The sequence below is a fragment of the Pedobacter sp. UYEF25 genome, from assembly GCF_054061655.1.
On record NZ_JBSSEL010000024.1, the window covers coordinates 32,945 to 52,325 of the forward strand.

Sequence of the window (19,381 nt, forward strand, 5' to 3'; positions counted from 1 at the left end):
AAAAAGATAGGGAATTTTACCACATTCTTATGCGGTCTTCAGGTTTTTTATAGAGTTTATCTCCAGGCTTTACTTCAAATGCTTTATACCAAGCATCCATGTTTACAGGAGCGCCGATGGTACGGTAAGGGCCAGGTGAATGGGTATCAGTTTTGATTAATTGTGCGGCGCTTTCTGAAAGAATGTTACCACGCCAAACCTGTGCCCAAGCTAAAAAGAAACGCTGATCCGGTGTAAAGCCATCTATTTTAGTGTTGCTTTGGCCTTCTTTGGTAAGCTTGAATGCTGTGTAAGCAGCATTAAGCCCCCCCAAATCGCCAATGTTTTCTCCCATAGTCAGTTTACCTTGAACATGAATGGTATCTAAGACAGTATACGTATCAAATTGCTCACCAAGTGCTTTTGTTTTTTCTTCAAATTTCTTGCGGTCTTCAGGAGTCCACCAGTTTTTTAAGTTGCCTTTCGCATCGTACTGGCTACCGCTGTCATCAAAACCATGGCTCATTTCATGGCCGATTACAGCACCGATTCCACCATAATTTACCGCATCATCGGCAGTTGGATCGAAGAATGGAAATTGTAAAATGCCTGCCGGAAAAACAATTTCATTCAATGTTGGACTATAATAGGCATTAACGGTAGGCGGCGTCATTCCAAAAAGGGTGCGATCAACTGGTTTGCCGAGTTTGCTTACCATGTCGTTGTATTGCCAAACACTTGCATTTCGAATGTTTTGAAAATAGGTATTTTTGTTAATCGTTAATCCTTTATAATCTTTCCAATTGTTTGGGTAGCCAACTTTCGGGGTAAAAGCATCGAGCTTGGCAAGTGCTTTCTGCTTCGTTTCCCCACTCATCCAATCTAAACCTTTAATCCGAATGGCAAATGCTTTTCGAAGATTTACGATCATTTCATTCATCCTGGCTTTGGCCTCAGGTTTAAAATATTTGGCTACATAGAGTTGTCCTAGAAATTCGCCAATAGTACCATCAGTTTGCGATGACATGCGCTGCCAACGTGGAGTTTGTATTTTTTGCCCAGTTTGGGCTTGCGTAAAAATAAAATTCGCGTTTACAAAAGAGGCGCTTAAAAGTGACGAAGCATTTTTAAGTACATTCCAGCTCAAGTATGTTTTCCAATCTTTAACGGGAAATGCGGTTAACAGACTGTCCATACTAGAGAAAAACCTAGGCGAAGAAACCAATACGGTATCTTGACCATTTATGTTAAACTGATTGAGGTAACTTTCCCATTTAATATTAGGAGTTCTTTTATCAAAATCAATAACTGTGTATTTGTTATAAGTTTTGTAGGGGTCGCGCATTTCTAGCCTACTCATTTGGGCGGCCGCAAAATTAGTCTCGATTTTAAGCACAGTTGCCGCTTTTTCCTCCGCAATTTTCTGGTTATCGCCGGTCAGTTTAAACAGCGTAACCATGTACGTATTGTAAGCTATTCTAATTTTTTTACTTCTTGAATCATCTTTTAGATAGTAATCTCTATCCGGCAAAGTGGTACCTCCTTGGCCAAGATTCACCATGTTCTTGTTGACATTTTTTCTATCTTGACCTACAGTTAAGCTGAAAATACCGTTTCCAATTCCGTTGGTACGCATATAGGCAAATTGATTTAAAACACCCTGCAATGTTTTTATTTGATCAATCTTTTCTAAATCTGCCTTAATTGGTGTATAACCTAGTTTCTCGATGGCTGCACTGTCCATACCCGCAGCGTAAAAATCGCCAACTCTACGTTTTAAAGATCCTGAGGGAGCGGCCTTATCGGCTGCAGCATCCATCAACAGCGTTTTTACCGCGTTAATGTTAAAATCTCTAAGCTCATTAAAGCTTCCCCATCTGGTTTCTTTTGCTGGTACGGGATTGTTTTTTATCCAAGTTCCACTTGCATATTCATAGAAATCATCACCAGGCTTTACGCTTAGGTCCATGTTGTTCTGATCTATAAATTTTCTAGCGGTTTGGGCGTTTGCCACCGTACAGACAAACGAAACTACAGCAACCGAGAGGAAGCCTTTTAATTTGTTAAATTTCATGTTCGCTTTTAAGTTAGTTGTATTAGCGAAATTTAACAATTTTATGCAATTAGTGAGTCAATGCAATCTTAATGTTACTTATTAAACCAGTAGTATAATTTTGAAAGGCCAAGACGCCTTAACAATTCTGCTGGTGAAAATATTGATCTGATAGTTTTCATATCTTTTTTAAGCCATTTAGTACTATTAACATTTTTTAACACTTTTTATTGTGTCGGCGTACTCTTTTTAGTTATTTTATATGGTCAGAATACAGTAGTAAATGGAAAACTTTATTTTGTTTGTCAATAAATTTCAAGCCATGACCTCAATTTACAGCGGCAGTTAAAGTACTTAGATAATAAAAAGCGATCAAGGTGTTTTAACACCTCTGATCGCCATTAAAGTTTTATAAACCTATCATTGAGGTGTGGTAGGTCTAACCTCTATTTTGCTAGGTAACGTTCTGGCATTCATTTTTAACAGATCAGAAACCATTTGGCCTATGTCTTCAGGTTGAATTTTCCAAGCATCGGTATCTGCATTTGGTTCGTGATCGGCAAAATACGTTGCAACACTTCCCGGCATAATCGTAGTCACTTTTACACCGTATTTTCGTAGATCTAACATAATAGATTGTGAAAATCCTGTTAAACCAAACTTACTCGCATTGTATGCAGAGCCTTTTTCGAAGAAATTGGTGCCTGCTAAACTAGAAATAGTGATGATGTAACCCTTAGATTTTTTAATTTCTTCCACTGCAGATTTAACGCTATAAAAAACACCTGTCAAGTTGGTATCGATGGTGTCTTTCCAAGCTTCAACATCCATGTCTAAAATAGAAGAAAAGTGTCCTACACCCGCATTTGCAATAAGCACGTCTATCTGTCCCCATTTTTCCAATACCTTCTTTACGGCGTCTTTTTGCGATTGATAATCTTTTACATCCGCCATTAAGGCAAGTAGGTTTTCATCATTATTTAATTCTGATGCAGCACTTTCTGCACTTTCTTTACTGCGACTAGTAATGGCTACTTTAAAACCATCTTTTAACAAAGCTTCGGCAATGCCGAAACCAATTCCTTTACTTCCTCCGGTAATGAGGGCAACTTTGTTGTTCATAATCTTTTTTTGGTTAAACAATTAATTTGGACTTTTGTGTTGTCTAATAACTCCATAGTCGGGCAGCACGAATTATAAGCATTCAAATCCACATGATACATTTAATTAATGTAATGTACGAGTTGCTTTTAATTTGAGCCTACGTTTTTCGTACCTTCGCTGAATGGCTAAAGTTGCTAAAAATCAAAAAAAAAGAAATCCTTTTGTTCAGAAGATCATCAGTGCTGTAACCAAAATTTTTATCTATTTTTTGCTAGTTTCCGTTATTTGGGTTTTCGCATTGAAGTTTATCAACCCACCAATAACCTTGTTAATGGTTCTGCGAAATGTAGAACGCAAATCAGCTGGAAAGCCTTTCAAACTGGAAAAACATTGGGTAAAATTTGACGATATTTCCGACAACATGAAGCGTGCTGCGGTATCTGCAGAAGACCAACTTTTTTTAAAACATATGGGTTTCGATGTAAAAGCATTAGAAAAAGCTTACAAGAGTAACGAAAAAGGAAAAAAGATTAAAGGCGGCAGCACAATTTCACAACAGACTGCCAAAAACGTATTTTTATGGCCTGGCCGTTCTTACATTCGAAAAGGTTTTGAGGCCTATTTTACTGTGTTGATGGAGCTTTTTTGGAGTAAAGAGCGCATTTTGGAAGTATATTTAAATGTCATAGAGATGGGCGATGGCATTTATGGTGCAGAAGCCGCGTCACAAACGTATTTTAATAGGAGTGCCGGCGACCTGACAAAAAATCAGGCAGCTTTAATTGCCGCATGCTTTCCAAATCCGATTAGGTGGACACCAAAAAACGCAACACCTTATATTTTGCACAGGCAATATTTGATCTTAAGAAATATGAAAAGATTAGGGCCATTAGATTTTTGAGAAGAAAATGTAGTTAGTTAACCGTTGAGGGCGACAGCTTTTTGATGCTCTATTTTCGATGAATCTTGCAATAGCCGCAGTTTGCGCGCAACATGCAACCCATCCATCTAATCATGATCCTTGTTCCACTTTACTTTTACTTTTCCATCTTCATCAACTGCCTTTAGATGAAGTACAATTCCTCGCATCCTATTGTCTTTTTTTTCTCCCTTAGATAAACCTTTGTCTTTTTTTGGATTTCTGAGCGGAACGTCCATCTGAATATTAGTGCCCGAAGTGTATCCATAAACACCTTTTAAATTAATATTTATGACGCTAGAGTTTATTTGCATCGGTTTGATTTCTACCGTACTCCCTTTTAAGAGAAAGGTGCCATCCAAGTTTTTCAATTCAATGTTAGATAGATTTCTGCCGGGAAAGGCAAACTGGGCAACATCTGCTATGGGAGCAAAGTCTACTAAAGCGGCGTCTTTTAAATTAAAAATGACATTTCCATAAATTGATTTTGGAAATATTTTTCCACTTTGAGAGATCTTCCCAGAAATACTGGATCGAGCAGAAAGCTTACCTTTAAGATTTTTTGTTGTAATGGTGTTTTGACCAAAATTATCGAAAGCATAAAAGAAATCTTTAACGTTCACATGGCTAATTGTTGTGTTCAATTTAAAATCATTATATGCGTTATTCTGAATTAAATTCCCTTTTACCGATAGCTTACCGCCAGCGTGGTTTACGCTAATGTGATTAAAATAGATTCCCAAACCTCGCAAAGCAATATCAGCTTCTAAATTTGTTGCTGCAAAATGCTGGTAAATTGCCTTATCAACCCTTAGGTTTACATCCATTTGCGAAACCTCTAACACATTGCTAAGCTGCTTCGAAACAGGGTTTTTAGATTTCCCCTTGATGCTAGAGCGAGCGCTTCTTGGACCCAAAAGAGGTAAAAATTCGTTAAGGTATAACTGAGGACTATTTATATTTAACTTAACTAATATTTTATCTGGATCGTTATAATAGAGTTTCAAAAAATTATCTATGGAACAATTTAAGTTTAGAATGCTTTTGCCTAATTGAAGCCTACCATTTGTTATACTAAGATTATTTTGAGTGAAGCTCAAATTTAACGCACTGTTTGTTAAATGCAACTTACGGGGAGTATAGGTAATGTCGGCATTGGTGATGTTAATTTTGCCGGAAACTAAGGGTTTGGTAAACTTAAAATTATCTATATCTGCCCTGCAAAAAAGTCTCAAATCTGCCGAGCCACTCTTAAATAAAAAATCGTCTGTACCTAAAGAGTTGTTCAAGTTGCTTAATGGAAATTTGGAAGTTACAAGACCTGTCGCAATAGGATTTGATAAATTAGTGACCAAAAACGTATCTATTTTTAAAGGTGCATTAAAGTATTTTGCATTGAAAGCCAATAACTTGATCACGGAATTTTCATCCCCGATAATCCCTCCTGCGGTATCCTTATTGGTAAAATAACCATTAAAATTACATTCTGTCACCTCTCCAGCCGGGAAGGTAAGAATATTGTCTTTTACGATGATCCCAACTTTTATAAGTGGATCGTTGTATTTTCCAGTTCCATCGTCAATAATATCGCCCTTTACTGTTATAGGTTTTTTAAGATCAAACTTTAGCAGTTTTTTGGTAATGTTTGGAGAAAGCAGCATGGCTACGTTTTTAAAAAGCACTCGTTCTGCTACTATATTTATTGCAAAGGAAGTCGCCTTGTTTGCAAAACTTATCTGTGCACCAATTTTAAATGGATCATTTCCGATGGTAAGCACATTTGGATCTACAACCAACATATTTTTTGCTTTGCTATAATGGAAAACAATGTTGCCACTTAAATTTTTGTCTTTTAAAAAGCTACCCTTGCCAGTGTTGAACGCAAACTGATTAATTTTTGTAGTGATTTCTAACACTCCGGTCATGCCGGAATCTGGGTAATTCACTTTACCCTCCAGCTTATCAACAGCAAAATTAAACAGCTTATGTCGCTGCTGATTGTCAATAATTAAGTTTACTTTATTAAAATCTATTCGGTTTATTTCAGTCGATGTTGATTTGGAACCAGTCGGAGTCGCAGCTTTTTTCTTAAAAATGCTTGTATTGCTGTAGCCGCTACTGTCAGTATATAAATAAACGGTTGCGTTGTTTATGGTTATTTTGTTAACCTTAACTTTGCCAACAATCAACGACAGAAAATTTAATGAAACGCCAATGTCACCCGCATTAATTAAACTATGATGATGTTGGTTAATTAAACTGTCGTTCAAAACCACTTTTTTAAGTGAAAGTGATACACCCGGAAATTCTTTAAGCAGCGTAGGTTCCATGCTTACGACAGAAATTTTACCGTTGAGATTTTTGTTCAGTTGGCTTGTAACAGACTCGAGCACAGCGTCCTTATTTCTGCTGATGTAGAATGCGCCCGCAAGCCAAATTAAAATAATTAAGCCAATTAAAACCGAAATGATGAGGAGTGGGATTTTGAGCCAGCGAGTCATTTATAAAAAAAAACATTGTATAACGTAATATAATGCTTTTTTCGCCGGATTGTTTTGCTAAATAAAAAATATTTGAGCGCTATTTAAATGGAGTTAGATGCCAGATTAAATACTTTCGAATGCCAGCTCGCTTTAAATGGAACTTTCCAATTGCTATCCATCTCTTTTAATGTTTGCACTAGGTTGTTAAAAACAATCGTTTCTCCAGTTATTTTTCCTTGATTGATCAGATTTTCAAAGTTCGTCTTAGTAACTAACGCTACTTCATTGCCATTTAAATAGGCAATGTTAAGTCTATTAAAAAGATCTACATGTAGTTCGCGTTCAATCTCTTTAATCAATCTAACAGAACTGTCTATAGAACATCCTGTTACATTTGCTTGCGTCTCATCAACAATCAATACGATAAAAAAACCGTCTCGTACTTCGGCGGCGGCAGAAAGTTCATTGCCATGTGCCTTCCACTGTTTAGTAAATACTGAAAGTTTAGTTAAAACAATATCTTCTTCTAATGCTGTAAATTTTCGGTCGCTTTGGTAGATCCATACGCGAGATTGTGGAGAAAAACTCATCTACAAATTTAGTAATTTATTTATTTTAGTGTTGTCGAAAGTTGTCTACATGGAAAAGATTACAAAAGCCTTAATAATTGCTGCTGTTGCAGTGGTGGGTTTGATTTTTTGCGCTTTTTCAAACCCAAATCCTTTAAACGATCACTTAATCTATCTTCAGAAAACATTAATTGATCATTACGATACTGGTCAGGATCAAAACACCGTAAAGCGCTACGAACTAAATGTTACCAACACAGGTTTTTGCAGATATCGACGTTTCTATAGCTCGGGCAAAACTGAATATTTTTCTTTTAAATTATCGAAATTTAAAGATTTAGATTTCTTCGGAACGACACAGGGAGGTAAACTGATTTTGCGCACCACTGGCGATGATGTGATTGTACAAACTTACAACGATAGAGCGGGAGATGTTGATAGCATGACCAACTCTGTTAGTATCCCACTAAAAAATATAGAGGTAGATGATTTAAATAAAATTAAGGTTACAGCTGTCAAAATAAGCGGTGAGCTGAAGTAAGTTTATATTATTTACGCCAGTCTGCTTTTCAATAAGAGGATTTAAAAATGGTATGTCCTCATAATTAGTAATACGGCAATAACGCCTATGTCATCAAGATGGAAAATTCTTCTTAACAAATGTTTATTTATTGATGGGTTAAAAGAGTTAATTAAACACATTTCTTAGAGATTATTTTTAACAAGGGTTTAATTAAGTTTTGTTGTTAATTATATAAATGTTAGATTTAACTAATATTTAAATTAGATTTATAAAGTATTATTAAATTTAAGTCATGGTTAAGTTAGAAAGAATAGCTAAGAATTATTGGAGCAGGCCGTTTTTAAGGCAATCAGTTAATTCAAATAAGAGAGATTGCTTAACAACTCCATAAGTATCGCAAAGTGTTATATTATTGTAAGTTAACGGTCTGGATTGCAAGATAGGTGTATGTGTTTAACCATAATATCGCTTTTTGTATCTCGTCTTAATTTTTCAAATAACTTTTGGAACTAATAAAATAGGTCAGTTAATAAGGTATGTTTTCTACAACTCTAGATATTTAAAAAAAATAGAGCATTTGGGAAATGTCGTGCCCCTATTGACTGAGTTTTATCAAAAAAATGGTTGGGCTTTAGAGATAGATTTCTTGAATGATGAAACCTCTGCAGGAATTGTAGCTTTATGCAACTTATTGGGTTTTAATACAGCAAAGCTTAACGAATGGCAAAACATCAAAAACGTCACAGACAGAATTTAGAAATATTTAATAAGTGCCGCTTGCAAATTTTGCGTTGCTTCAAGATATGGTAGATTACTTGATTCGTTTTCTTCTAGTTCGAAAAAGCTCGACAAATTGTTGAGCTTTTTTCATTAATTTTTTTGAGAAGATTTTGTTTCAAAAAAGACGGAAGTTAAACTATGCTTAGCTAATAACCAAAATTGGAACGGTTACTTTGTGCCGTACGGCATCAACTGTGGTCCCTAGCGCAATGTCTTTTAATCCTTTGTGTCCGTGGGCCCCTAATACCAAAAAATCGATGCTATTTTCATTGATAATTTTGGCAATCTCAGAGGCGGGATTTCCAAAACCAATTTCCGTAGTAGCTTGATAGCCCAAATTTATAAGCATTTTAGCATATTTTGTCAGGTTCTCTTGATCAAGTTGCGTTTCATGATCTCGTGTGTTGGTTTTTAAGTATCGTGCTGCAGCACTTTCAACCACATGTATGAAAGTATAACTTGCATTTTTTCCGCCTTGTTTTAGCGCATTTTGAATGATTTTTTGTTCATTTCCAGAGAAATCTATAGCGATACCTATATGATGATAGTTTACTTCTACGTCTAACGCCAATGTGGTAGCAGCTCCATGAGGCACCTGCTTTCTAAAGGCCTCTGCCTTAGTAAAGAATGGATGAAAAAAAACATAAGCAAGCAAAAGTAAACAAGTAAGCGCCACAGGAATGACTATTGCATAAACCCAAATTTTTGCGTCTCCTGCTTCGGCGGCCCACTCCTGTATTTGTTGGATAACCAATTGAATGTTTAGATACACAATTATTGCTGCACTTAACCAAGCCAATACTTTTACCCAGGTTTTTATTGCAAACGCTTTCATTTTTACCTTATCTGATGTAAAATGGATTAGTGGAATAACAGCAAAACCAAGTTGTAAACTTAATACCACCTGGCTCAAAACAAGCAACTTCCCTAGTGCATCTGGGCCAAAGTATAAAATGGTGAACAATGCAGGAATAATAGCCAATAGTCTGGTAATTAAACGTCTTAACCATGGTTGAATACGTAAGTTTAAATGCCCTTCCATTACAATCTGTCCTGCAAGTGTACCGGTAATGGTAGAGCTTTGTCCCGCTGCAATTAATGCGATGGCGAAAAAAGTAGGTGCGGATTTGCCAAACATTTTGTTTAGCATCACAGATGCATCCTGAATTTCAGCGATATTGTAATGTCCGTTTACGTAAAAAGCGGCGGCAGCTAAAATAAGAATTGCTGCATTCACAAAAAACGCCAGGTTTAGCGCAATAACGGTATCGAAGAAGTTAAACTTTATCGCCCTCTTCATACCTGAAAATGTTTTCTCAAACTGCCTAGTTTGCACTAAAGAGGAGTGGAGATATAAATTATGGGGCATAACCGTCGCGCCAATAATGCCAATTGAGATGTAAAGGGCATCACCGCTAAGTTTACTTGGAATAAATCCTTTCAAAACATCAGCATAAACAGGTTCTACAATAAACATTTCTATTACAAATGAAATTCCGATTATGGCAACTAAACCTATAATGAAAGCCTCCATTCGGCGCATTCCTTTTTTTAATAAAAATAGTAGAAGTAAAGTATCTAGGGCGGTTACAGATATTCCCCAAATAAGCGGTAGGCCAAACAAGAGATTTAAACCAATTGCCATACCTACAATTTCGGCTAAATCGCACGCAGCGATGGCAATTTCGGCCAAAATATACAGTGGGATATTTGCCCACTTGGGATAGGCATTTTTAGAAGCCTGTGCTAAATCTAATCCGCGAACAATACCTAAACGTGCACTCAACGTTTGTAGCAGTACTGCAATTAGGTTGCTCATTAGCAATATCCAAATGAGCTTATACCCAAACTGAGAACCGCCTGCAATGTCTGTAGCCCAATTGCCCGGATCCATGTAGCCAACACTTACCAAATAAGCAGGTCCTAAAAAAGCCAATAAGCCACGCCATCCTCGTTTTTTCGTATTAACTGAGGAATGGACTTCGCTTAATGAAGGAGCCGAAAAATTTTTCATGTGATGCAGTACAAAATAGAATCAGGTAGTTAATTTCCTGCAAATATACAAAGTTAGACTAGGCTAAGAAATATATTTTATTATTTGTGAATATTTTGTGTTCTTGTAAATGAAAATGTTCGAATAGGTTAGGGATTACTCAAGTTGCTTAATCCGAGAGGATCGACTTTTTTCAGGATTGATTTTGCGTAGAATATCATTTTTAGCAGAAGTAATTATTCTTTCAATGTGCAGCGCATTGAACCGAATTGCGAAGAAATTAGCTAGAGCGCTGAGAGGGTAAATCGGGTTTCGACGCAGTTACCGCATTAAATGTTACATTTTTATTTTGGAGTTAGAAGTTAACCCTCTAACCAATATATCGTAATATTCAAGGTAACCTATCAACTTTCAGCATAAAGGCTACAGCCCATTTGCTCTAGCAGTAATTTCTGCAATGTCTAGCACGCTAACTTCCTGTTCTTTGTCTTTCATTTTTATGCCATCGCTTAGCATTGTCATGCAAAAAGGGCAACCGGCAGCAATAATTACAGGCTGTGTTTCTAATGCTTCTTCGATGCGTTCTATGTTGATGTCTTTTTTTCCTTTTTCTGGCTCTTTAAACATTTGTGCGCCGCCCGCGCCGCAGCATAAACCGTTGCTTTTGCAACGTTTCATCTCCACCAAATCGGCGTCTAAGGCTTCCAATGCTTTTCGAGGGGCTTCATACACCCCATTTCCACGACCTAAATAACAGGGATCGTGATACGTTATTTTTTTGCCCTTAAAGCTTTCTCCGTTTTCTGCTTTAAGTTTTCCTGCTTCAATTAAATCTTGAATAAGCTGCGTATGGTGAATAACCTCATAATTGCCACCTAAACCTGGATATTCGTTTTTGATGGTGTTGAAACAATGCGGACAACCAGTCACTATTTTTTTTATGTTGTAGGCATTTAAGACTCCGATATTGGTCATGGCCTGCATTTGAAATAAAAATTCATTTCCCGCACGCTTTGCCGGATCGCCGGTGCAGCTTTCTTCTGTGCCTAAAACCGCATATTTTATACCAACGTGGTGGAGGATTTTACAAATGTCGCGGGTAATTTTTTGGGCGCGTTCATCATAACTTCCGGCACAGCCTACCCAAAATAAGATTTCTGGCGCTTCTCCTTTTGCCACTAACTCTGCCATGGTAGGTACTGTAAATTGCATATTTTTCTCGTTTAATAATTGTTGTGGAGTCGTTTTAGACTGTAGTTTGGTCTCTGTTCGTGGCTCCTTAATCCTTGTTCTTTATTTCTTACTTAACCGGCGACTTGCGTATTGCAACTTTACTTTCTTGTAAAGACCTGCGTACCTAAACCCGATTGGCGCGGCAGCCCGCGAAGCATGAGTGGCTACAGCAGAAAGCGGGAATACACTTTGAAAATAGCTACCGCACTTGCTTTTCCATAAAATAGTTTAGTCAATGTTGTTGCACTTTGCTTCTTATTCTTTATTCCTTAATCCTTCTCTGCCCAATTAAACCGATCTGCAGGCGAATATTTCCAAGGCGCTTGATTGTTTTCTATATTTCCGAGCATAGCATTTAGGCTAGCCGGAGCCTGAGATTCTTCCATCACCGCATATTGACGGAGCTCCATGATGATTTGAAGTGGATCAATATTTACCGGGCAAGCCTGTACGCATGCATTGCAACTCGTGCAAGCCCAAATTTCTTCGCGGGTTATGTAATCATCTAATAAGGACTTTCCATCCGTAAAATCTTTACCGTTTTTGTCTAAACCTTTGCCAATTTCAGTAATTCTATCCCGCGTATCCATCATTATTTTTCGGGGAGACAGCAGTTTGCCTGTAATATTTGCTGGGCAAACGGAAGTACATCGACCACATTCTGTGCAGGTATAGGCGTTCATTAAATTGACGCGCGAGAGGTCGGTTGCATCTTTTGCGCCAAACTTAGTAAGAGGCAGTTCCTGGGGTACATAAGCCGGATCTAACATTGCTTTGACTTCGTTCGTTACGGAAGCCATATTATCGAATTTTCCTTTCAAATTTAAATTAGAGCGATAGGTATTTGGAAACGCGAACAGGATATGGAAGTGCTTAGAATAGGGTAGGTAATTTAAGAAAGCAAAAATACCGACGATATGGAACCACCAACAGCTGCGTTCTATTGCGATGAGTGTGGACTCGCTATTTGGCAACCAATCCAACAGATGGCTGCTAATTGGAAATGAACCTGCTTCCACATAATGCGACAATCCCATGGTCTGCAATTTGGCATCAGCGCCATTCATGAGTAAGAAAGCAGACATTAATAAGATTTCTATAATGAGGATGTAATTGGCATCGGATTTTGGCCAAGCAGTCATCTCTGGGCCGAAAAAGCGTTTGATTTTTAGCACATTTCTGCGGATGAGGAAGACGATGCAGGAGAGGAGGACCAAAAACGCCAATATTTCGAAAGCACCGATAAGTACGTTGTAGATGTTTCCAATTTCGCTAAAAATTCTGTGCGTACCGAAAATTCCGTCGGTAATTATTTCTAAAACTTCTATGTTGATGATGACAAAACCTGCGTAAAGGAAGAAGTGCAGAATGGCGGGGATAGGCCGAACGATCATTTTAGATTGTCCGAACGCAACCCGAAACATCGTTGCCCACCTTTTATCTGGTTGATCTGCACGATCTGTTTTTCTGCCGAGTTTGATGTTTCGCAGAATTTTCCGCAAATTAAAGCTGAAAAGCACAACAGCAACTGAGGCAACAATTAAGAAAAGGAGTTGAGCTAACATGTGTGTATATGTGTATATGCTAAATTAGAATTTTTAGTTGGAAAATAAAGCTATGCTTGCATAAAAAGACGCTAAAACTACCTATATTTTCGTTGATCGCATTTAAGCGCTTCGAATTTTAGTAGTAGTTGAAAAACTAAGCAATTGATAATCAGAGCTAGTTCCGGTTTTTTTCAAAAAAGTTTTGGGATTAAAAAAAGAACGCTACATTTGCGGACACAAAAACGGTTGGTGCCTTAGCTCAGTCGGTAGAGCAAAGGACTGAAAATCCTTGTGTCGCTGGTTCGATTCCAGCAGGCACCACAATTTGAGCCCTTTAGAGACAATCTAAAGGGCTTTTTTTATGAATACAGGTCATTTGTCTGAAAGCTGATTTAATGTCTAGTTTTAAATGATGGGGAATTCTGCGCATAGATAAGCAAGGTCTTTCATTAATTTGCAAAGCGATATCTTTAATAAACCTAGTTCAATCAAAGCACCTAGCTCTCCAATAGTTAAAAATTTGCGCTTAAAATATGATGTAGCCCTTTTAGTTTCCGTTAAAGACCTTCTTGCTCCAACAGTGCTAACCTGGAGATCATCTCTAAACAAGCGCCCTGATGAAGAATGTCGAAATTAGCCTGCGTACTTCCTCCTCTAAAGTCTTCGTTTATTAAATTAGTGGTTCTATTTCGAGCATTAGAAAGCCAGGCATTGTCCATCGTATTTTGATAGGCCTTTACATATGTTTTGTTGCCATCTATTTTATAAAGTTCAATAAATCCTCTAAACATAATGGCTTGAAACCAAACATGACCTGGCTCTAAAATTCTAAAAGATTTACCGGTTGTATAAGAATTGAACGGAACAAACCATTTTTTATAGGCCGATTTAGCGATATTTTGAGCATCCGTTAAATATTGACTATCGCCGGTTATATTATACAGCAAAGCAGCAGCCTGCATCGGTTGGCCAGAATTATAACTGTATTTTTCTTTAGATATAATTAAAGTCGAATTCGGATCATTATTGTCAGACAGTGTTACGTTGTCCCAATACAGATAATCTGAAGGATCTTGAAGATGTGTCTTGGTCCAAGTGTACAACTCTTTAGCACTCTTTAAATACGCAGGATTATTTGTTGCTAAATATAACTTCGCCGCTAAAACAGCGGCAGGAGCGTTGGAAACTGTGTTTTTAGAATTCCCGTATTCTTTCCAATAAACGCCGCCTCCCATCTTATTGTCTGTACCGTCTAAGATAAAGCGCCAAACCATCTCAGCGCGTGAAAGGTAGGCAGGATTTTTTGTCAGTTTATATAAATCAATCATATCCAATCCAACCCAAAGATTATCGTCATAATAACGTTCATCTCCACTCCCTGGATAAACCGCATAGGCTTCGGGTTTGTTGTTTGCGGTATTTCTAAATTTATCAATTCCTGTAAGCAATCTAACATCATATAAACTGGTTATCTTTGCTTTGTAAGCGGGAAAGGCTTCCGAAGCTTCTTTAAGCGCAGCGTAGCCGGAAAAAGCACCACCGTGACCCCAAATTACTGCAGCTCCGTTCCAAAAACCATCTTTGAAAGGATAATTTGAAGACCATATGTCTCTTTCTTTTCCATCGAGGTACAATTTTACGAGCGAAGTCATCAATGTGTCTGCCCGCTTTAAAAAAACTGGTATAAGGTCTGGACTAATTATAGAATATGGAGTTGCCTCCACATTACGCGCTTCAGACTTTGCGCCAGCTCTATTTATGGCGACTACACTAATTGTATATTTAATAGCCAAAGGAACTGTAATAGAGGCTTTTTGATTTGTCCCCTTTGAGGCATTTACAATGAGAGGGTTTGGAGTTGCTTTAACTCCTCCATCTACTGGAGAAAAGGCGATGGAAATTTTCATCAATGCATCGTCATCTGGATTGGTCCAGCTCACCTCAAGTTCATTTTCGTCGTCGGTCGGCATCACAACCAATTTAGTAACGGAAGCAATGCTGTTGCCAACTGTGTCTTCTGGTAGTTTTATCTCGTTTTTTTTGCACGATAAAACAAACAGGCAGGAAATTAAACATAGCGTTATTATTTTCGATATTATCTTCATTTCAATTGTATTAGGGATGAAAAGTTGAGAGAGATGGTTTTAATTAGGACAGCCTTTGCTTACAAATACACTTGTTGGAACTTTAACTTGAGTATAGTTTCCGCCAAGCTTCGCATTTGCAATAATTAAATTGGTTTCGTATTTACCACCGTTGCTGTCTTGGATATAGCCAGTCTCGGTTCCTGCGGTAAAATTCCATCGAGTAAGTAAACCTGTATGAGTACCGGCCGTTAAAGCACACATATTATCTTTAATTTGTTGTGCGGTACGAGCTACCGTCCAAACCCGGGCTTCGGATACTGCACCTCTCATCGCCCTAAAATCTTGTCCGGCAGCGCGGCCAATTTCAAACCTGTTGCCATCATTGCTAGAAGCAAGATTAATTGAACTATGCGTACTTTCCTGTTTGGACACAATTAATACATCCTGAACGCCATTGATATAAAGTTTGTATTTTTCGTTGATTTCCTGTTTACTGCAATCTACTGTTAAAGCAATATTCATCCATTCATTTAGGTTAAAGCTTTTTGTGCTTTCTAGCACAATCTTGTCGCCTAAGCCAACAATCTGTAAAGGATGTGTTGGTCTGTAGTCGTCATTTTTACCTCTAATGATCAACTGTCCTTCTAAACCCATAAAAGTTTGCAGTCCGCGGTAACTCTCAATTTTGCAAGTCATCTCAAAGGTGACTTGTTTCAGCGATTTTATAGATTCATCGACAACGGCAATGTCACCGAAGTTGGCGTAACCAAAGAATTGATCGCTAAAATTCATTGCGAAAGCTGCGCCTTCAACCTTTACATTCAACGTTGCTTTTTGTCCTTTTTTATCTTCTACAACCACCGTTGTACTTCCATTAATCTTGCCTTTTATGGTAATTAGATTTCCGTTGGCGTAAGCTTTGGCTACAAAAGGATTCGTTACAGTAACTTTATAGTCACCATTACCGGATACAACCGTAATATTCTCACTCCCCTGCACCGAAGATAAGGTTAAGTTATTTTTGGAAAGTTGTAGGGTGGATGGTGCAGTAACTGTAATAGTTACAATTCCCTGTTTACCCTTGGTATCGGTAATCTTAATTTTTGCAATCCCAACAGCAATGGCCTTAATCGTAAACTTAGCATGCGATTCCAGTTTGGAAGTATTAAGCTCGATAAATTGATTCGAGTTTTCCATCAGTTCGGCTTTATAGCCAGAATTACCTGTATTTATATCTATGGTTAGCTCGTTTTTTCCTGGTACACCTACTTCTAGATTACCGTCGGTTTTGCTTAATGTCAGCTCAAATAACTTCGAAATAACCACATCTATGCTTTGTCTTTTAAACATTTTGTCGGTTACAACAATCACGGCGTTGGCTTTGTCTTCTTTGGTTGTTGCTTTAATGGTGATTACGTTATCCGTTATACTAGCAGTTGCAACGTTTACGTCCGACGAAAGGACTTTGTATTCGCCGTTACCTGAAGAAATGTTCACACTGACGCTACTGCTCGGAGTTAGAAATACCACTGACCTATCCAACGTCATCTCTACGGCATTTAAGGAAAGTTCTTTTTTTGCGCAACTATACAGCATTAACTGCAATACAATTACGGAAATAAAAATTAGAAGATAATTTTTTTTAGACATGAGGAAGGCGTATTTGATTAGAAAAAAAGATAAGAATTCCATACAATTGATGGAATGATTGAGGGCTATTTTTAGGTTTAAGATTTGGTTTCAACCAAAGTAGCAAATATTTGGAACAATCGTATGTTTTTAGCTCAAATAACTAAAACGATTAAGTAGATGGAAGTGGTGTTTTTCTGAGGTGCTTTAATGTGGCTATTTACAATGCTTTACTAGTAAGGTAACAAACAGCGTATCCATCACTATTGGTTTTACCGCACCTAAGACGATAATGTCGACTGGTTTGTAGGAATGTAAAAGCTATAATTATAATGCCATCAAAACGATACAATCATTTCATCAATCCCAAGTAAATGGGAGTTGAAAACAGCATCTAAAGAAAGTAAACTTGCGTTTTTTATCGTGTCAGCAATTAATAATTAAGCTGCGGCGGAACGCAGAGTTAGCTTTTAGCTATTGCTTTTTCTCTTTAGCTGACTATGGAAGGGTAAAGTTCTTGCTAAAATGCTTAAAATTACAATGATAAGTCACATCATCCACATTCCGTCTACAGCGTTTAATATTTTTCTGACGTTATTTCCTTAATATCCGTTTTTTAAAGGTTTTTGGATGGCCTGATAAGTTGTCGTATAAGGGGCGGTAGGATTTGGATTTTGAAATTTAATGCTATTTTTAATGGTGTTGTGACAGTTAGCCGATCCTTTTAATGCACTTACTTTTTAACTTTTTAATAAAACTCTAAGTATATTTACCAATTTGGCGGTCTTCAATCGAGCAGTAAATCTTTCATACAAAACCGTAATCTGTTAATTTAACGCTGCGGATATAAATAATGTCAATTTTATATGAGAAAAAACCTTTCAAAGTTATTTTGCTTCTTAATCATCTTCTGCTCAATGCAGACTTTTGCTGTGGTTAAATTGCATATCAGTTGTTATGCTCCTGTCGTTCCTTTGTTTAAAGGAGTTGTAACAAATCCTTTAATAAGAATCAGAATCTACATTCCTGCGGGAGGAAAGCACCTTGAGCTAAAAAACGTTTCTTGTATTTTAAATTTGGATGGGCTAAAAGCAATAGATCAGATTTTTGCTTATGATAATGGTGATGAGCCTATGTTCTCTACTAAATTCAACTCAATTTCTCTTACACCAATCCAAACAGCGTTTAAAATTCCATTAGCGATAAACCTTGAGCCTGGTATTCATTACATCTGGCTGGCAGTAAGCCTAAAACACGATGCAAATATTGATTCCAAAGTGCTATTTCAGATGAAAAATCTGGGAGACGGAGCCGCTTTATCACAACAAATAATCTATGGCGGAAGTGTGGTAAAGCGTGTTGGTTTAGTGCTTAAAAAAGCTGGTGAAGGCGGCGTAAATACATTTCGTATTCCTGGCATCACAACGACAAATAATGGGACTCTTTTAAGCGTGTATGACGTTCGCTATGAAACCTCTGGCGATTTGCCTGGAAATATTGATGTCGGTATGAGTAAAAGCAGCGATGGTGGAAGAACTTGGCAGCCGATGAAAATAATTATGGACATGGGCACTCCGCAAGAAAATAACGGTGTCGGGGATCCTGCAATTCTTTTCGATCCGTTAACGAATAAAATATGGGTAGCGGCACTTTGGAGTAAAGGAAATAGATCCATAGCGGGCTCGAAACCCGGTTTGTCGGCAGATGTAACTGGTCAATTGGTATTGGTTAGTAGCGCTGATGATGGTGAAACTTGGACAAAACCGCGTAGCATTACGGCAGAAGTTAAGAATCCCAATTGGAATATCTTCTTCAATGGACCTGGCGCTGGCATTGCCATGAAAGATGGTAAACTGGTTTTCGCGGCTCAATATTGGGATGAAAATGCCATACCACATAGTACGATTTTATACAGTGCTGATCATGGAGCAAGTTGGAAAACTGAAAACGGGCCAAAATCAAATACGACTGAAAGTCAGGTCATTGAAACCATATCGGGCACGCTTATGTTAAATATGCGCGACAATAGAGGAAGTTTTAGAAGTGTGGCCACTACCGATGATATGGGGAAAACTTGGATTGAGCATCATACTTCGTACAGCGCATTGCAAGATCCTGTCTGCATGGCTAGCTTTATCAGTGCGAAAGTCAAAGTTAAGGGAAAGGAGAAAGAGGTAGTATTTTTTGGGAACGATAACTCTTCATTAGCACGGATTAATTTAAGCATAAAAGCAAGCACAGACTCGGGTGAAACTTGGGTAAAAGAAAACCAAGTGCTGATCGACAACCGAAATCTATTTGGTTATTCGGCGCTTACAAAAATAGATGAAAACACTTTGGGATTTGTTTATGAAGGACTGGGAGATTTATATTTTGTTCGTATTCCAGTGGCCGATATGATTAAAAAAATAGCCAAATAGACCGGAGTAGTCATAAGATTCAAATTTGTAGCAAAAATATCTGGGTGGAATTTAACCCACAC

13 protein-coding genes and 1 tRNA gene are annotated in these 19,381 nt (G+C 37.7%); 5 read left to right on the top strand and 9 right to left on the bottom strand.

What is annotated here, in order from left to right; all coding sequences use genetic code 11:
* Window positions 1-16 precede the first annotated feature (16 nt).
* Entirely contained in the window at window positions 17-2,053 is a 2,037-nt protein-coding gene (locus ACVWYG_RS17270) for a M13 family metallopeptidase (RefSeq protein ID WP_457271970.1), read from the bottom strand.
* A 399-nt stretch (window positions 2,054-2,452) separates the two neighbouring features.
* On the bottom strand, window positions 2,453-3,154 hold the full coding sequence (locus ACVWYG_RS17275) for an SDR family oxidoreductase (RefSeq protein WP_457271972.1): 702 nt from the start codon (window positions 3,152-3,154) through the stop codon (window positions 2,453-2,455).
* A gap of 163 nt (window positions 3,155-3,317) precedes the next feature.
* Here ACVWYG_RS17275 and mtgA point away from each other — a divergent pair, with 163 nt between their 5' ends.
* Window positions 3,318-4,037, top strand: coding sequence for a monofunctional biosynthetic peptidoglycan transglycosylase (gene mtgA, locus ACVWYG_RS17280; protein WP_457271974.1), 720 nt, complete (start codon window positions 3,318-3,320; stop codon window positions 4,035-4,037).
* A 107-nt stretch (window positions 4,038-4,144) separates the two neighbouring features.
* On the opposite strand, the gene ACVWYG_RS17285 is transcribed toward mtgA, so the two are convergent.
* Together ACVWYG_RS17285 and ACVWYG_RS17290 are read right to left on the bottom strand one after the other, a co-directional pair.
* Window positions 4,145-6,556, bottom strand: a complete 2,412-nt coding sequence (locus ACVWYG_RS17285; RefSeq protein WP_457271976.1) for an AsmA family protein — start codon at window positions 6,554-6,556, stop codon at window positions 4,145-4,147.
* A gap of 83 nt (window positions 6,557-6,639) precedes the next feature.
* Window positions 6,640-7,128: an ABC transporter ATPase gene (locus tag ACVWYG_RS17290; protein ID WP_457271978.1), complete on the bottom strand. Its 489-nt coding sequence runs from the start codon at window positions 7,126-7,128 to the stop codon at window positions 6,640-6,642.
* A 49-nt stretch (window positions 7,129-7,177) separates the two neighbouring features.
* Here ACVWYG_RS17290 and ACVWYG_RS17295 point away from each other — a divergent pair, with 49 nt between their 5' ends.
* Window positions 7,178-7,648, top strand: a complete 471-nt coding sequence (locus tag ACVWYG_RS17295) for a hypothetical protein (protein ID WP_457271980.1) — start codon at window positions 7,178-7,180, stop codon at window positions 7,646-7,648.
* A 454-nt stretch (window positions 7,649-8,102) separates the two neighbouring features.
* Window positions 8,103-8,387 (top strand): hypothetical protein, encoded by a 285-nt coding sequence (locus ACVWYG_RS17300; RefSeq protein ID WP_457271982.1) that lies wholly within the window; start codon window positions 8,103-8,105, stop codon window positions 8,385-8,387.
* 165 nt (window positions 8,388-8,552) lie between these two features.
* Here ACVWYG_RS17300 and ACVWYG_RS17305 read toward each other — a convergent pair whose 3' ends face one another.
* From ACVWYG_RS17305 to ACVWYG_RS17315, 3 genes are all read right to left on the bottom strand, one after another.
* Window positions 8,553-10,424, bottom strand: a complete 1,872-nt coding sequence (locus ACVWYG_RS17305; RefSeq protein WP_457271984.1) for an Nramp family divalent metal transporter — start codon at window positions 10,422-10,424, stop codon at window positions 8,553-8,555.
* A gap of 402 nt (window positions 10,425-10,826) precedes the next feature.
* On the bottom strand, window positions 10,827-11,615 hold the full coding sequence (locus ACVWYG_RS17310) for a (Fe-S)-binding protein (protein ID WP_457271986.1): 789 nt from the start codon (window positions 11,613-11,615) through the stop codon (window positions 10,827-10,829).
* A gap of 290 nt (window positions 11,616-11,905) precedes the next feature.
* The gene (locus ACVWYG_RS17315) at window positions 11,906-13,201 is read right to left on the bottom strand and encodes a 4Fe-4S dicluster domain-containing protein (RefSeq protein WP_457271987.1); all 1,296 of its coding nucleotides are present in this window, start codon (window positions 13,199-13,201) and stop codon (window positions 11,906-11,908) included.
* A 230-nt stretch (window positions 13,202-13,431) separates the two neighbouring features.
* Here ACVWYG_RS17315 and ACVWYG_RS17320 point away from each other — a divergent pair.
* Window positions 13,432-13,504: transfer RNA gene (locus ACVWYG_RS17320), tRNA-Phe, on the top strand.
* Window positions 13,505-13,740: 236 nt separating this feature from the next.
* Here the strand turns inward: ACVWYG_RS17320 and ACVWYG_RS17325 are convergent.
* Both ACVWYG_RS17325 and ACVWYG_RS17330 read right to left on the bottom strand, forming a co-directional pair.
* Window positions 13,741-15,288: a glycoside hydrolase family 76 protein gene (locus ACVWYG_RS17325; protein WP_457271989.1), complete on the bottom strand. Its 1,548-nt coding sequence runs from the start codon at window positions 15,286-15,288 to the stop codon at window positions 13,741-13,743.
* A 39-nt stretch (window positions 15,289-15,327) separates the two neighbouring features.
* A complete protein-coding gene (locus ACVWYG_RS17330) occupies window positions 15,328-16,920 on the bottom strand; it encodes a LamG-like jellyroll fold domain-containing protein (RefSeq protein ID WP_457271991.1) in 1,593 nt (530 codons plus the stop codon).
* Between the two features lie 896 nt (window positions 16,921-17,816).
* Between ACVWYG_RS17330 and ACVWYG_RS17335 the strand changes: the two genes are divergently transcribed.
* Window positions 17,817-19,319, top strand: a complete 1,503-nt coding sequence (locus ACVWYG_RS17335) for an exo-alpha-sialidase (protein WP_457271993.1) — start codon at window positions 17,817-17,819, stop codon at window positions 19,317-19,319.
* The last annotated feature ends 62 nt before the right edge of the window (window positions 19,320-19,381 follow it).